General features: G+C 67.6%; 17 protein-coding genes. 11 read left to right on the top strand and 6 right to left on the bottom strand.

From position 1 onward, the window contains the following. Position 1 precedes the first annotated feature (1 nt). From AC2ITM_RS17440 to AC2ITM_RS17450, 3 genes are all read right to left on the bottom strand, one after another. Positions 2 to 664: an SCO family protein gene (locus AC2ITM_RS17440; protein ID WP_486469713.1), complete on the bottom strand. Its 663-nt coding sequence runs from the start codon at positions 662 to 664 to the stop codon at positions 2 to 4. A gap of 1 nt (position 665) precedes the next feature. Beyond that, a complete protein-coding gene (locus AC2ITM_RS17445; protein ID WP_486469714.1) occupies positions 666 to 1,658 on the bottom strand; it encodes a copper chaperone PCu(A)C domain-containing protein in 993 nt (330 codons plus the stop codon). Between the two features lie 62 nt (positions 1,659 to 1,720). After that, entirely contained in the window at positions 1,721 to 2,089 is a 369-nt protein-coding gene (locus tag AC2ITM_RS17450) for a DUF2946 family protein (RefSeq protein WP_486469715.1), read from the bottom strand. Positions 2,090 to 2,251: 162 nt separating this feature from the next. On the opposite strand from AC2ITM_RS17450, the gene AC2ITM_RS17455 reads away from it, so the two are divergent. The 8 genes from AC2ITM_RS17455 to AC2ITM_RS17490 all read left to right on the top strand — a co-directional run bounded on the left by AC2ITM_RS17455 (position 2,252) and on the right by AC2ITM_RS17490 (position 8,601). Beyond that, positions 2,252 to 2,986 (top strand): energy-coupling factor ABC transporter ATP-binding protein, encoded by a 735-nt coding sequence (locus AC2ITM_RS17455; RefSeq protein WP_486469716.1) that lies wholly within the window; start codon positions 2,252 to 2,254, stop codon positions 2,984 to 2,986. Further along, positions 2,961 to 3,572 (top strand): CbiQ family ECF transporter T component, encoded by a 612-nt coding sequence (locus tag AC2ITM_RS17460; protein WP_486469717.1) that lies wholly within the window; start codon positions 2,961 to 2,963, stop codon positions 3,570 to 3,572. Before AC2ITM_RS17455 ends, AC2ITM_RS17460 begins: the two co-directional genes overlap by 26 nt. 24 nt (positions 3,573 to 3,596) lie before the next feature. Continuing rightward, positions 3,597 to 4,142 (top strand): biotin transporter BioY, encoded by a 546-nt coding sequence (locus AC2ITM_RS17465; protein WP_486469718.1) that lies wholly within the window; start codon positions 3,597 to 3,599, stop codon positions 4,140 to 4,142. A gap of 178 nt (positions 4,143 to 4,320) precedes the next feature. Then, complete coding sequence (gene pcaF, locus AC2ITM_RS17470; protein WP_486469719.1) at positions 4,321 to 5,526, top strand: 3-oxoadipyl-CoA thiolase; 1,206 nt, start codon at positions 4,321 to 4,323, stop codon at positions 5,524 to 5,526. Next, positions 5,526 to 6,311 (top strand): oxepin-CoA hydrolase, alternative type, encoded by a 786-nt coding sequence (locus AC2ITM_RS17475; RefSeq protein ID WP_486469720.1) that lies wholly within the window; start codon positions 5,526 to 5,528, stop codon positions 6,309 to 6,311. The genes pcaF and AC2ITM_RS17475 overlap by 1 nt, the downstream gene beginning before the upstream one ends. Before the next feature lie 13 nt (positions 6,312 to 6,324). Next, positions 6,325 to 7,482: an acyl-CoA dehydrogenase family protein gene (locus AC2ITM_RS17480; protein WP_486469721.1), complete on the top strand. Its 1,158-nt coding sequence runs from the start codon at positions 6,325 to 6,327 to the stop codon at positions 7,480 to 7,482. A gap of 53 nt (positions 7,483 to 7,535) precedes the next feature. Further along, positions 7,536 to 7,916 carry a hypothetical protein gene (locus AC2ITM_RS17485; RefSeq protein ID WP_486469722.1) on the top strand — a complete coding sequence of 127 codons (381 nt, stop codon included), beginning with the start codon at positions 7,536 to 7,538 and terminating at the stop codon, positions 7,914 to 7,916. Position 7,917: 1 nt separating this feature from the next. Then, positions 7,918 to 8,601 carry an HTTM domain-containing protein gene (locus AC2ITM_RS17490; RefSeq protein WP_486469723.1) on the top strand — a complete coding sequence of 228 codons (684 nt, stop codon included), beginning with the start codon at positions 7,918 to 7,920 and terminating at the stop codon, positions 8,599 to 8,601. Between the two features lie 93 nt (positions 8,602 to 8,694). Here the strand turns inward: AC2ITM_RS17490 and AC2ITM_RS17495 are convergent, their stop codons facing one another. Both AC2ITM_RS17495 and AC2ITM_RS17500 read right to left on the bottom strand, forming a co-directional pair. Continuing rightward, positions 8,695 to 9,495 (bottom strand): flavin reductase family protein, encoded by an 801-nt coding sequence (locus AC2ITM_RS17495; protein ID WP_486469724.1) that lies wholly within the window; start codon positions 9,493 to 9,495, stop codon positions 8,695 to 8,697. A 3-nt stretch (positions 9,496 to 9,498) separates the two neighbouring features. Beyond that, positions 9,499 to 10,575 (bottom strand): LLM class flavin-dependent oxidoreductase, encoded by a 1,077-nt coding sequence (locus tag AC2ITM_RS17500; protein WP_486469725.1) that lies wholly within the window; start codon positions 10,573 to 10,575, stop codon positions 9,499 to 9,501. A 115-nt stretch (positions 10,576 to 10,690) separates the two neighbouring features. Between AC2ITM_RS17500 and AC2ITM_RS17505 the strand changes: the two genes are divergently transcribed. Together AC2ITM_RS17505 and AC2ITM_RS17510 are read left to right on the top strand one after the other, a co-directional pair. Next, positions 10,691 to 11,608 (top strand): LysR family transcriptional regulator, encoded by a 918-nt coding sequence (locus AC2ITM_RS17505; RefSeq protein ID WP_486469726.1) that lies wholly within the window; start codon positions 10,691 to 10,693, stop codon positions 11,606 to 11,608. A gap of 54 nt (positions 11,609 to 11,662) precedes the next feature. After that, positions 11,663 to 12,268, top strand: coding sequence for a TetR/AcrR family transcriptional regulator (locus tag AC2ITM_RS17510; RefSeq protein WP_486469727.1), 606 nt, complete (start codon positions 11,663 to 11,665; stop codon positions 12,266 to 12,268). 63 nt (positions 12,269 to 12,331) lie between these two features. Here the strand turns inward: AC2ITM_RS17510 and AC2ITM_RS17515 are convergent, their stop codons facing one another. Continuing rightward, entirely contained in the window at positions 12,332 to 13,297 is a 966-nt protein-coding gene (locus tag AC2ITM_RS17515) for a Bug family tripartite tricarboxylate transporter substrate binding protein (RefSeq protein WP_486469728.1), read from the bottom strand. 190 nt (positions 13,298 to 13,487) lie between these two features. Between AC2ITM_RS17515 and AC2ITM_RS17520 the strand changes: the two genes are divergently transcribed. Next, positions 13,488 to 14,279: an enoyl-CoA hydratase/isomerase family protein gene (locus AC2ITM_RS17520; protein WP_486469729.1), complete on the top strand. Its 792-nt coding sequence runs from the start codon at positions 13,488 to 13,490 to the stop codon at positions 14,277 to 14,279. Position 14,280: the final 1 nt, after the last annotated feature.

The following is a 14,280-nucleotide window of genomic DNA, read 5'->3' on the forward strand; positions in this document are numbered from 1 at the left end:
GCTACAGCACCTTGTCCTGCAACGTGTAGCAGATCTGCCCGATCAGGTCCGAGGGCATCCTTGCGCCGCGCCCCTCGGGATTGCCGGCCAGCAGGTTCTTCAGCTTGTCCTCGGCCACGTCGGGGGGGGATCCATAGGGGATTTCCTCGACGAACATGCCCTTGGCGTCGAACAGCATCACGTAGGAGGTATGGTCCATCGTGTACTCTCCGCCGCCCAGATCGACCCGGTTGGCGAAGATGTCGAAGCTGGAAAGCGCCTTGCGGGTTTCCGCCGGATCACCCGTCACCCCGATCACCCCCGGCACCCACGAGGTATAGCCCCGCAGCTGGTCCAGCGTGTCGCGTTCGGGATCGACCGAGACGAAATAGACCTTCAGGTCCTTCGCCTGCGGCAGGTCCTCTTTCCACAGCGCCAGATCGCCCATGGTGGTGGGGCAGACATCGGGACAATGGGTGAAGCCGAAGAACACCGCCGAGGGCGCCCCGCTCAGCGTCGCCTGGGTGAACGTGCCCCCGTCGGTGCGTTCCAGCCGGTAGTCGCCCTTGCCCAGCAGGGCCGCCTTGTTGGCCTGCACGCGGGGTTCGATCACCAGCAGGGCAAGGGCGGCCACAAGGCCCGCCCCCACCAGCCCGACCGTCATGCGTTCGGCAAAGCGCGACATGTCAGTTCTTCGCCGCGGGCTTGGCCATGTGGCCCGTGCCGTGATCCATGTGATCCATGCCCTTGGCGTTCGGCGCCAGGATCGCCAGCGGCAGGGTGACGGTGCCGGCATGTTCGAAGGTCAGCGTCACGTCGACCGTCTGGCCTTCCTTCAGCGGCTGCTTGAGGTCCATGAACATCAGGTGATAGCCGCCGGGGGCCAGATCGACCTTGCCATGGGCGGGAACCTGCAGGCCCTTGGGCAGCGGGCGCATCTTCATCACGCCGTCCTGCATCGCCATCTCGTGGATCTCCACATGGCCGGCGGCGGGGCTTGTGGCCGAGACCAGCCGATCGGCGGCGCCGGCATTGGTGATGCTGACAAAGCCGCCCGCCACCGGGGCATTGGGCAGGGTGGCGCGGGCAAAGGCCTGGCCCAGGGTCAGATCGCCCAGGGTGACGGCCTTGGGCGCGTCCATCTTCATCGCCATGTCGCCATGGTCATGGGCGGGCGCCTCGGCGGCGGTGACGGTGATCTTGGGCGCCGGGTTCGGCACGTCATGCGATCCCGAGGTGTCGCTCCAGTCGACGGAAGCGTCGTCGCAGTCCTGCCTGGTCGGGAAATACAGCACCGTGCCGGGCGCAAGGTCGGGGCCTGCGGTGCCGCGGATGGTGAATTCGTCATACCAGGCGTCCTCAAGCGTGCCGCCGGACCAGGTGACCTCCTGCGGGCCTTCGGTGACGGTGCTGCCGTGGCTGGTCATCGGCGTGGCATAGGGGCCGGTGGTGATCGACAGGTCCCAGCCCGCCTTGGGCATGGGTTTCACCGCGTAGAAGCCCTGCGGGATGGTCAGGTGGATCGCATGGGTCGCCTTGCCGTCGCAGCCATGCGGCACGCGCAGGGTGATCTTGCCGGTGGCACCAGAGGCAATGGTGCCTTCGGCGATGGTGACATGGGCCAGGGCAGGGCTGGAAAGCGCGGCCAGGGCGGCCACGGTGCAAAGAAGGTGTTTCATCCGGATACTCCGATGGATCCCGCGGATCGCGGGGGGATGGGTCTGATGCAAAGGAAAGGGGATCAGACCGCCATCGGGGGCGCGCGCGCCGTCAGCCCGAAGTCCAGCCTTTGTCGCGGCAGCCGTTGCGGGCTGGGGCGGGGCAGGTGGTAATCCGACAGCAGCACCCGATGGGCATCGGGGGCGGCGGGCGGCGGGGCCTCGGGCAGCAGGTGGCAGAACGGGCAGTGATAGCCGCCGTGGCCGGCATGGCCCGACGGCGCATCGTGGTCCATGCCCGCCATCTGGCCCATGTGGTCCATGGCCTGCGCCATCGGCGCCATCTGCATCATGCCGCGCCCCGGCGCCATGTGCATGGCCGAGACGACGCTGACCAGCGCAAGGGTCAGCGCCCAGAGGGCGGGCAGCAGGATGTGACGGATCACGGCCATGCGAGGGGAAGTGCCAGAAAATCGGGCGCGACAGAATGCCCGCCGTAGGGGCAAGTTGTCGCAGCCGCGGGACAGGTGGCGGCGCAACCATCTTGCGTCCGCCGCTGCTTGAAGGCATGTCACCCCCCGAGGAGACCCGAACCCGGAGGCCAGAGCCGTCCCGTGCCGCAAGACAGCCCCATTTCCCTGCGCCTGAAGGGCGTCGGCCTGCGCCTGAACGACCGTCCCGTGCTGGACGGGCTGGACCTTGACATCGGCTTTCGCAGCCTGGGGCTGGTGGGTCGCAACGGCTCGGGCAAGTCGACGCTGGCGCGGCTGCTGGCGGGGCTGATGGCGCCCTCGCAAGGAGAGCTGCGGCTGGACGGCATCGACGTGCTGAAGGACCGCCGCGCGGCGCTGCGCACCGTGGGCATCCTGTTCCAGAACCCCGACCACCAGATCATCTTTCCCACCGTGCTGGAAGAGGTCAGCTTTGGCCTGCGCCAGCTGCTGGGCCGCCGCCGCCCGGCCGAGGACGCGGCGCGTGCCGTCCTGGCGGCCTTCGGCAAGGCCGACTGGGCTGAGGTCCCGGTCTCGGCGCTGTCGCAGGGGCAGAAAAGCCTGGTCTGCCTGATGGCGGTGGTGGCGATGAAGCCGCGGGTGCTGATCCTGGATGAACCCTTTGCGGCGCTCGACATTCCCACCAAGGCGCAGCTGATGCGCTACCTGGGGCATTACGACGGCGGGATCATCCATGTCTCGCACGCCCCCGAGGATCTGCGCGACTGCGAGACGATCCTGTGGCTGGAACGCGGCCGGATCTGCGCCCAGGGACCCGCCGCCGAGGTCCTGCCCGCCTATCTGGCCGAGATGGCGCGACAGGGAGAGAGCGATGATATCTCTGACCTCGCCGGTTAGGACGCGGGCCCATGACGTGCCGGCGGCGGCCAAGCTGGCGGCGCTGCTGGTGGCGACGGTGGGGCTGGCGGTGATGACATCGGCGCTGTTCCATGCCGTGGCGCTGGCGCTGATGGTGACGCTTTATCTGCTGCCCGGCCGCGCCTTTGCCCGCGCCGGGCTGCGGGCGCTGCGGGTGCTGTGGCCGGTGGCGGTGATCGTGATGATCTGGGATGCGGCCTCGGGCGATCCGGTGGGCGGGGCGGTGATCGTCATGCGGATGGTGACGGCGGTGGGGCTGGCGAACCTGGTGACCATGACCACCCGGCTTTCCGACATGATGGAGGTCCTGCACGCCCTGCTGCGGCCGCTGGCGCGCCTGGGCCTGAATCTGCGTGCCGCCGAGATCTGCCTGGCGCTGGTCATCCGCACCATTCCCGTGCTGACCGACAAGGGCGCCCTCTTGACCCGCAGCTGGCGGGCCCGCAGCCTGCGGGGGCCGCGCTGGCGGGTGATCCTGCCGCTGACGCTGCTGGCGCTTGATGATGCCGATCACGTGGCCGAGGCGCTGAAGGCGCGCGGCGGCCTGACCGATCCCGACGACTGACCCCTTTCCGACAAGGATATCGACATGGAAAAGACCGTCTCGCACGTGGCGCTGTTCGCCGCCGTCATTGCCGCCCTCGGCCTCATGCCGAAACTGACGTTGGGCTTCGGCATCCCCGTCACTGCCCAAAGCATGGGCATCATGCTGGCGGGCACCATCCTGGGGGCGCGGCGCGGTGCGCTGGCGGTCCTCGTCTTCCTGGCGCTGGTGGCGCTTGGCCTGCCGCTGCTGGCGGGCGGACGCGGCGGGCTGGGCGTCTTTGCGGGGCCCACTGCGGGCTTTCTGGCGGGCTGGGTCGCGGCGGCCTTCGTCACCGGGCTGATCGTCGAGCGCTGGCGCGCGGCACCCCTGGGGCTGGTGGCAACGGTGGCCTCGGTCATCGGGGGGATCGTGGTGCTTTATGCCTTCGGCGTCGTCGGTATGGCGATGGTGCTGGGCAAGACGCTGGGCGAATCCGCCCGGCTGGTGCTGATCTTCATCCCCGGCGACATCGTGAAGGCGGGGATCACTGCCGCTCTGACCGTCTCGCTGGCGCGGGCACGTCCGCAAAGCCTGCTGTCGCGCGCCTGAGGCACCGACCCATATAGCCAGTCCCGAGCTGACCGCCGTCCCGTACCCCCGGGGCGGCGGTTTTCCTTTGCGGGCATGGGGGTGAACTCGGGACTGGAAACCGTTGCGGAAACATGCTTACAGTCGCACTGACCGTCCGGTTAGTCAGTGGCGGTCAGGAGGACTACGGGAGGATCACATGAACCAAGCCTTTATCTGCGACGCGGTGCGCACGCCGATCGGCCGCTATGGCGGGGCGCTGGCTGCGGTGCGCGCCGACGACCTTGCGGCGCTGCCCCTCAAGGCCCTGGCCGAGCGCAACCCCGGCGTCGACTGGGCCTCGGTCGATGACGTGATCCTGGGCTGCGCCAACCAGGCCGGAGAGGACAACCGCAACGTCGCGCGCATGGCGGTGCTGCTGGCAGGGCTGCCGGTGGGGGTGCCGGGGACGACGGTGAACCGGCTTTGTGGCTCGGGGATGGATGCGGTGGGCCTGGCGGCGCGCACGATCCGGGCAGGCGATGCCGATCTGATGCTGGCAGGCGGGGTTGAATCCATGACCCGCGCGCCCTTCGTCATGCCCAAGGCCGAAACCGCCTGGTCGCGGCAGGCCACCGTCTATGACACCACCATCGGCTGGCGCTTCACCAACCCGGCGCTGCACAAGGCCCATGGCAGCCATTCCATGCCGCAGACCGCCGACAACGTGGCGGCCGATTACGGCATCAACCGTCCCGATCAGGACGCCTTCGCCGCCGAAAGCCAGCGCCGCTGGGAGGTGGCCCAGGCCGCCGGCATCTTCGCGACCGAGATCATCCCCGTGACGATCCCGCAGCGCAAGGGCGATCCGCTGGTGGTTGCCGTCGATGAACATCCCCGCCCCGGCACCACCGCCGAAAGCCTGGCCCGGCTGAAGGGCGTCAACGGGCCGGATCTGACGGTGACGGCGGGCAATGCCTCGGGCGTCAACGACGGGGCGGCGGCGCTGCTGCTGGCCTCGGACGGGGCGGCGGCGGCCAACGGATTGCAGCCCCTTGCGCGGGTGGTGGCCATGGCCTCGGCCGGGGTGGAGCCAAGGGTGATGGGCGTGGGTCCGGTGCCGGCGGTGCGCCGCGTTCTGGCGCGCGCCGGGCTGACGCTGGCGCAGATGGACGTGATCGAGTTGAACGAGGCCTTCGCCGCCCAGGCCCTTGCCGTGCTGCGCGATCTTGGCCTGCCCGATGACGCGCCCCATGTGAACGCCAATGGCGGGGCCATCGCCATGGGCCATCCCCTTGGCATGTCGGGCGCCCGGCTGGTGCTGCACGCGGCCTACCAGCTGCAACGCACGGGCGGGCGCTATGCGCTGTGCACCATGTGCGTGGGCGTAGGTCAGGGCATCGCCCTGGTGCTGGAGCGGGTCTGATGAGCGATGCAACCATCCTGCGCACGGCTCTTGATGGCGCGGTGCTGACCCTGACGCTGGACGGCGCGGCCTCGCGCAATTCGATCACGCCGGACAACTACCGTGAACTGGGGGCGGCGCTGCGCATGGCCTCGGAAGATCCCTCCGTCAGGGCCATCGTGCTGACCGGGGCTGCGGGGTTCTTCAGCTCGGGCGGCAATATCGCCGGGCTGAAGGCCAGCGCGCAGATGACCATGGCCCAGGTCAGCGCCAACATGGATGCCCTGAATGCGATGATCCTTGCGGTGCGGGCCTGCCCCAAGCCGGTGATCGCCGCGGTCGAGGGAGGGGCCGCGGGGGCGGGGTTCTCGCTGGCCATGGCCTGTGACATGATCCTGGCCACGCCCGAGGCCAAGTTCGTCGTCGCCTATGTGAAGATCGGCCTGACGCCCGATGCCGGCGCCACGCATTTCCTGACCATGGCGCTGCCGCGTCCGCTGGTGACAGAGATGTGCCTGACCGGTGCGCCGGTGCTGGGGCAGCGGCTGCATGATCTGGGGCTGATCAACCGGCTGTGTCAGGGCGGAGAGGTCCTGGCCCAGGCGCAGGACATCGCGGCGCAGCTGGCCGCCGGTCCCGCCCAGGCGATGGCGGTGATCAAGGAAGAGATCACTTTGGCCCCCACCCAGGGCCTGGCCGCGCAGCTGGATCTTGAGGCCCGCCGCATGAACCGCGCCCGCTTCGGCTCTGAGGCGGCCGAGGGCCTCGCGGCCTTCATCGAAAAGCGCAAACCGGACTGGAGCTGAGGGGGAGGAACCGATGATCCGCGACGAAGCAAAATTGCGTGCCCTGCTGGACGGGGTGCATGACTGGGTGCGCACCGTTGCCCATCCGGCCGAAGACCTTGTGGCCGAAACCGACGAGGTCCCGGCAGAGATCGTCGCCGACATGGCCGCGCGCGGCTATTTCGGCTGGTCGATCCCCGAACAATACGGCGGCCTTGGCCTGACCACCGAGGAACTGATCCTGGGTGCGCTGGAACTGTCGCAATGCGCGGTGGCCTTCCGCGCCCGCGTCGGCACCAACACCGGCATCGGATCCGAGGCTCTGGTCGCCGACGGCACCGAGGCGCAGAAGCAGAACTACCTGCCCCTGATGGCCAGCGGTCAAGCCACGGGATCGCTTGCGCTGACCGAGGTCAACGCCGGATCCGAGGCCAGCAACATCGAAACCACCGCAGTGCGCGATGGCGATCACTATGTTCTGAACGGCATGAAGCGCTATATCACCAATGCGCCCATTGCCGATCTGTTCACCGTCTTCGCCCGCACCGATCCCGACAGCCAAGGCGCGCGCGGTGTCACCGCCTTCATCATTGAGCGCGGCACGCCGGGGCTGCGGACCTCGGGCGGCTACCGGATGATGGGCCAGCGCGGCTCTCCGGTCGGAGAGGTGCATTTCGAGGATTGCCGCGTGCCGGCTTCGGCCATCATCGGCGGCGTCGAGGGCGTCGGCTTCAAGACCGCGATGAAGGTGCTGAACAAGCAGCGCATCCATCTGGCGGCGCTGTGCACGGGCCCGGCGATCCGCATGCTGGACATGGCGCTGGACCATGCCGAGGGGCGCAGCCAGTTCGGCACCGCGATCATCGACCACCAGCTGGTCGCGGCCCTGCTGGCCGATTGCCGGACCGAGATCGAGGCCGCGAAACAGCTGGTCCTGGCCACGGCCCGTGCCCGCGACGAGGGCCGCGACATCGCGTTGGAGGCCTCGATCTGCAAATACTTCGCGTCGGAAATGTGCGGCCGCGTGGCGGATCGCTGCGTGCAGGTCTTTGGCGGTGCGGGCTTCGTGGGGGACCATTCCTCGATTGAACGCTACTATCGCGACATCCGGCTGTTCCGCCTTTATGAAGGCACCAGCCAGATCCACCAGCTGAACATCACCAGGCAGATGCGCAAGCGCCGCGAGGCGTAACCGGATAACCGCACCTTAACCATGGCCGGGGCAGTGTCCCGGCCATGGTCATTGTGCATCTTCTTCACCTGCTGCTGCCTGCGCTGATCCCCTCGTGGCGGTTCTTCCGGGCGGTGGCGCCCTCGCCCCGGGTCGAGGCGCGCGGGCCCGGATCCCCCTGGGCCGAGGTCACGCCGCGGCCCGCCCATGTCACGCCCCTGCGGATGCTGCGGCGGATGGTCTGGAACCCGCGCTGGAACCGGGCGCTCTATCTGGTCAGCCTGTCGGAACGGGTGGTCGAGCAGGGCTCGGACCATGCCCGGCGCGACCTTGCACGCCATGTGCGCCAGCTGTCGCCCGGCGCGGTGGAACTGCGGCTGGTCTTCGTCAGCCAGGGTCCTGCGGGCCTGAGGCACGAGGTCCTGTATCAGGCGCCGCTGGACGGGCAGGGCTGAGGTGGAGTTCGCCACCGCCTGGCGCCTGACCGAGGTTCTGCTGGCGCTGGCGCTGGCCCAGCAGACGCTGGAACAGCTGGTGATCGACCGCGCGGCGCGGCCCTGGCTGATCCTGCGGCTGGCCCTTTGCGCGCTGCTGCTGCTGCCGCGGATGGCGGCGCCTGCGGTCTGGGGGCTGTTCGGCTGCGGGCTGTGGTGGCTGTGGCGTTACGACGGGCCGTTCAACGGCGGCGCCGACAAGATGTCTCTGCTGATCCTGGCGTGCCTGTCGGCTGCGCATCTTTCCCCCGATCCCTATTGGGCGCAGGTGGCGCTTGGCTATCTGGCGCTGCAACTGGTGCTAAGTTACGTCGTCTCGGGTCAGGTGAAGCTGGCGAACCCCGCCTGGCGGCGCGGCGAGGCGCTGCGCGATGTCTTCCTGTTCTCGGCCTATCCGGTCAGCGAGGGGCTGCGGCGGCTGGCCCGGCGCCGGCTGGTCACCTTCTGGGGCGGCTGGCTGGTGATGCTGGTCGAGGTGTCGTTTCCGCTGTTCCTGCTGCATCCGCTGGCGCTGCTGGCGGGGCTGGGGCTGGCGGCGGCGTTCCATCTGTCGAATGCGCTGCTGTTCGGGCTGAACCGGTTCTTCTGGATCTGGCTGTGTGCCTGGCCATCGCTGATCTGGCTGCAGGGCCGCCTGCCGATCTGAGGCCTGAAACGACCCAAGGCGCAGCCGGGCGGAGGACCCGGGCTGCGCCCCGAGGTTGCCGAGGGAGGGTCGGCGAACCTGACGACGGGTGGGTCAGGCCTGCGCCCGAACCGGCTGCATCGCCCCGTCGTAATTGACCAGCGCGGCGGCCGCGCAGGCGGGAGGGGCCTCGATCACGCGGCCCGTCAGGATGGTGTGGCTGCCCGCGCGCATCTGGCCAGTGGGCACGCAGACCAGCGTCTGGTGCGCACCTTGCAGGACCGGGGCGCCGTGGTGACTGGCAGCCCAGTCCGAGGCCTCGAACCGCGCCGCACCCGTGACGCCGCGCTGACCGGCGAACAGCATCGCTTCTTCCTGCTGGTCGCCGCCCAGGATGTTGATGCTGAACAGCCCCGCCCCCACCAGCGCGTCATGGTTCGACGCGCCGCGGTTCAGGCAGACCAGCACCATCGGCGGGTCGGCCGACAGCGACGAGAACGCCGAGACGGTCATGCCCGCCCGGGCCTCGCCCTCGCCCGCGGCGACGATGCAGACACCGCTGCCGAACTTGCGCATGGCATTGCGGAAGCTGGCCGCGTCCACGGCCTCGGGCAGGTCGGCCCATTCGATATGGGCGCGGATCTCTCCGGCATCGTTCAGCCAGCCGTGGCGGGCGGCGAAATCGACCATCGCGGCAAAGCCCGCATCCCATTGGGCATCGCCCGCCAGCGGGCTAAGCGCCTGGATCGCGCCGGGGCGGACCCAGGCGTGATCGTCGTCGCTGTGCGTGGCGATCCCCGACAGCGCCGCCTGACGGCTGTCGCGCAGCCGCGCATCCATCAGGATCGAGAAGGCGCGCAGGTTGCCGGGATCGGCCAGCCAGGGCGCCACCTCGGGGGTGACATGGATCCGCATGGCTCAGGCCGTGGCGCGCTTGGGTTCGGTCACGTCGCTGCCAAGGGCCTTGCGGACGGCGGGGATGATCTTGTCGCCCCACAGCTCGATCTGCTTGAGCATGGTCTTCTGGTCGAAATCGCCCAGCTGGGTCTGCAGCGCGATGTGCTGGGGTTTCAGGATCTCGATTTCCGCCAGCAGGCGGTCGATGACCTGGTTGACGGACCCGACCGGCAGGTTCGCGGCCATCTCGTCCAGCGACATTTCCTTTTGCAGGGGCACTTCCTGCATCAGATAGCCGTCATCGGTCTGCTGGCGCCGGTCGCGCAGCGATTCCGACAGCCGGCGGGCAAAGCGCGCGCTGTCCAGGTAGCTTTCGATTTCCGCCTTGTTGTCCGAGGCATAGCCGCAGCGCAGGAAGCCCAGCTTGGTGTCGGCCAGATTGGTGCCCGCGCCTTCGGCGGCATCTTCCAGCTTGGTGCGCAGGCCCTGGATCGCGTCCAGATCGCCATGCAGCACGGTGACGAACAGGTTGTGGCCCTCGCGCATGGCGCGCTCGCGGACCTTGGGGTTGCCGGTGGTCACCCAGATCGGCGGCATCGGATCCTGCACGCAGCGCACCGACAGCGAGGACGGCGGGATGTTCAGATACTTGCCGTGGTATTCGAAGGTCTTCTGGGTCAGCGCCTGCGGGATCACGTCAAGGTATTCGGCGAACATCGGACCGGCATCGGCCAGCGAGGTGCCGAAACGCTCGAACTCGAACTCCTGGTAGCCCGAGCCGATGCCCAGTTCCAGACGACCATTCGAGACCGTATCGACAAAGCCCACCTCGGCCAGGAAGCGCGGCGCCTGATAGAGCGGCAGGATGCACACGGCAGACCCCAGGCGGATCTTGCTGGTCTTGCCGGCGGCATGGGCCACCATCATCAGCGGCGAGGGCGACAGGGAATAGTTGTTGAAGTGGTGCTCCGCGTACCAGGCGGCATCAAAACCTGCCTGCTCGGCCAGGACGGTCTGCTCGACCGAATTGCCGATGACTTCATGGGACGTCTGATGGTACCCGCGCTGCTGCGCGAGGATGAAAACTCCGAACTCCATGGTACTCCTCCAATACATGTGAGTGCGTTATGTGTTTTCAGCCTAGGCCATTGCGTGAGGTGACGTAATGGGTCAAATCTGGACGTGACCTTTTCAGAAACCGGAAAGATGGCCCATGGACAAGCTGCGCGCGATGACGCTGCTGGTAACGGCGGTGAAAGAGGGCAGCTTTTCGGCCGCGGGGCGCCGGATGGGCCTGTCGCCGCCCACCGTGTCGCGGCTGGTGGCGGAACTGGAGGCCGAGCTGGGCGCGACGCTGGTGCACCGCTCGACCCGCAGCCTGACGCTGAGCGAGGCGGGCCAGGTCTATGTCCAGCGGGTCGAGGCGATCCTGGCAGAGCTGGGCGCGGTCGAGGCCGACGTGACCGCCCTGCAAAGCGCCCCGCGGGGCCTCTTGCGGGTGCATTCGCGGACCATGTTCGGGGTCTCGGTTCTGGCGCCGCTGCAACCGGCCTTCGACCGCCTCTATCCAGATCTGACGGTCGAGCTGCACCTGGGCGAACGGCCTGTGCGCCTGCGCGAGGATGGCTATGACATCGATTTCCGCATCGCCCCGCCGCAGGAACTGGGCCTGATGCGTCGCAAGCTGTTCGCCAGCGAGCGCGTGCTGGTGGCCGCGCCCGAATACGTGGACCGTGCCCCCCCGCTGGAGACGCCTGCGCAGATCCTGGATCACGCCTGCCTGGTCTACTGGATGAACCCTGACCGGATGTACTGGCGATTCGATATGGCCGGCAGCTACAGCGAATTCCCCGTCCCCGTCGCCTTTGCCAGCAACAACGGCCAGGTCCTGCTGGAGGCCGCCCGGCGCGGCGCGGGCGTGGCGCTGCTGGACGATTACACCGTGGCGCAGGATCTGGCGCAGGGCCGTCTGCTGCGTCTGCTGCCCAAGGCCCGTGTCACCAACACCACCTGGGAGGAGGGCATTTACGCCACCTTCCTGGAAACCGTGCAGGTCCCCGCCAAGGTGCGCCTTTACCTGGATCACGTGGCCCGCCATTGGTCGGAAGTGCTGAGTGTTCCAGTGGGTTGACCGATCGGTCAGTCGCCCGGTATGCTTGTCGAAACAGTGAAACGGGCAGGCATGATGAGCGAAACGGAAGACGACAAGGCCCCGGCGCCGCAAAGCCGGGTCGAGCTGCTGCTGGAAACCGGGGCGCGGATCTTTGCCGAGAAGGGCTTTGACGCGACATCGATGCGCGATGTCTCCGAGGCCTCGGGCGTATCCAAGGCGCTGCTCTACCATCATTTTGAAAACAAGGACAGCTTTTACGCCCAGATCGCCTTCAACGCGACCAAGCGGCTTTACGATTATGTCGAGGAGCGCATTCCCGAAGACGGCACTTCGGCGGAACGGGTGCGTGCCTTCATGACCGCCTCGGCCGGCTTCTTCGAAGAACACCGCTGGGCCTGGATCGCTGCCAGCTCGGCCTTCTGGAACGATCCCGACCATCACCGCCACGAGGAACGGGTAAAGCGCCGCAAGGCCTTCGAGCAGCGCCTGCGCGCCCTCTTGCAAGAGGGCATCGACCGGGGCGAGTTCCGCGACCTGGACGTGGCGCTGGCGGGGCGGCTGATCCTGTCGTCGATCAACTGGATGCACCGCTGGTACAATCCCGAACGCGGCAAGACCGCCGTCGAGATCGCCGGCGACTACTGCGACCTGATCCTGAACGGCCTGCTGTCCGAGTGACCTTCGGCGCATGAAAAACCCCCGGAAAGCGCGCTTTCCGGGGGTTTTCGGTGGGCCTTCGGATCAGTCGAGGCTGAGGTGCTCGTCGCTGATGATCTTGCCCCAGGTGTCGGTGTCGAACTGCAGCTGCTGGGCCATCGCATCCGGGCCGCCGGGCTTGGGCGTCAGGCCCTGTTCGGTCAGGAAGGCATGGATCTTGTCGGAATTCATCGCCGCTTTGGCGGCATCCGCCACGCGCGTCACATCGGCCTCAGGGGTGCCCTTGGGCGCCAGCAGGCCGGTCCAGAACGATGCCACCAGCGGGTAGCCCAGTTCGGTCAGGGTGGGGATGTCGGGGAATTTCTCCATCCGCTTCTCGGTGGTGACGGCCAGGATCTTGACGTCTCCCGCCTTCATTTGCTCGACCAGCGCGATGGGGGTGGCAAAGCTCAGGTCATTCTGGCCGCCCAGCAGGTCCACCATCGCCGAGGCGTTGTTGCGGTAGGACACGTCGACCATCTTGACGTCCATCGCCTGCGCCAGACGGCGGCCGAACAGGTCGGTCACGCTGCCCGGGCCCAGGGTCGCATAGCGCAGCGGGTGGCCGGCCTTGGCCTGGAAATCCTTCAGCTCGGCCAGGCTGCCGATGCCGCTTTTCGTCGCCACGCTGACTGACAGCGGGCCGTCGAACAGCATCGCCACCGGCGTGAAGCTGTCGAGCTTGTAGGGCAGTTTCGGACGCAGCAGCACGTTCAGCGATACCGGGCCGGTGCCGCCCGCCAGGAAGGTCTTGCCATCGGGCTTGGACGAGGCGACGTATTGCGCCCCGACGATGCCGTTGGCGCCGGGCTTGTTGTCGACGACCACCGGCTGACCCAGCGATTTCGACATTTCATCCGCCAGCATCCGCACGATCGAGTCGATCGTCCCGCCGCCGCCATAGGGCACCACGATATGGATCGGGTCGCCGGATTGCGCCTTTGCCCCCATCGGCACCGCCAGCGATGCAGCAGCCGTGACCGCCAGCCCAAGGGCTTTGAAAAACTTCATGAATTTTCCTCCTCCATGACCACGCAAGACCCGTCTCTCCGTGCCGGGCGAACGCGATTCGTGGTTCAATCTAGGCGCTGACCGGGCAGTCAGTCAAAGCCATTTCGTCGCATCTTTTGTCTTGTCAGATCAAGAAACGGCTGTTACGCCTATGGTGACTGACCGGTTGGTCAGCATGGAGGAGGAGCCCATGACACTAGATCAGACGCCCGATCAGGGCGAATCCGTCACGCTGCGGATCGAGGGGCATGTGGCGCTGGTGACGCTCTCGCGGCCGCCGGTGAACGCCCTGAACCGCGCCGCCCGCAACCGCCTGATTGCCATCTTCGACGAGATTTCCGAACGCGAAGACATCCGCTGCGCGGTGCTGACCGGGGCGGGCAAAGTGTTCTGCGCCGGGGCCGATCTGAAGGACCGCCCCGATGCCGAGCGTGCCGGTGATTTCCTGGAACACAACCGCATCACCCGCGAGACCGGCAATGCGATCCGCGAATGCGCCAAGCCGGTGATCGCCGCGGTGAACGGCCCGGCGCTTGGTGCGGGGCTGGGGCTGATGGCCGCCTGCGACATCTACTATGCCTCTGAAAACGCGGTCTTCGGGATGCCCGAGATCAACGTCGGCCTGGCGGGTGGCGCGTCCATGCTGAACACGCTTTTCGGGCGCTCGACCATGCGGCGGATGTTCTACACCGGCGTCCGCCTGACCGCCGAGGAGCTTTACAAACGCAATGTCCTCGAGGCCGTGACCGCGCCCGAGGACCTGCTGCCTACCGCCATGGCCGTCGCGCAGGAGATCGCCGCGAAAAGCCCGGTGGCGATCCGCTACGCCAAGCAGGCGATGACCCTGGTCGAGCATATGCCGCAGCGCGATGCCTACCGGATGGAACAGAACTACACGATGATGCTGGCCAAGACCGAGGATGCGAAAGAGGCCCGCATGGCCTTCCTCGAAAAGCGCCAGCCCGAGTTCAAGGGGCGCTGAA

The sequence above is a fragment of the Pseudooceanicola sp. NS-SX9 genome, from assembly GCF_057380705.1.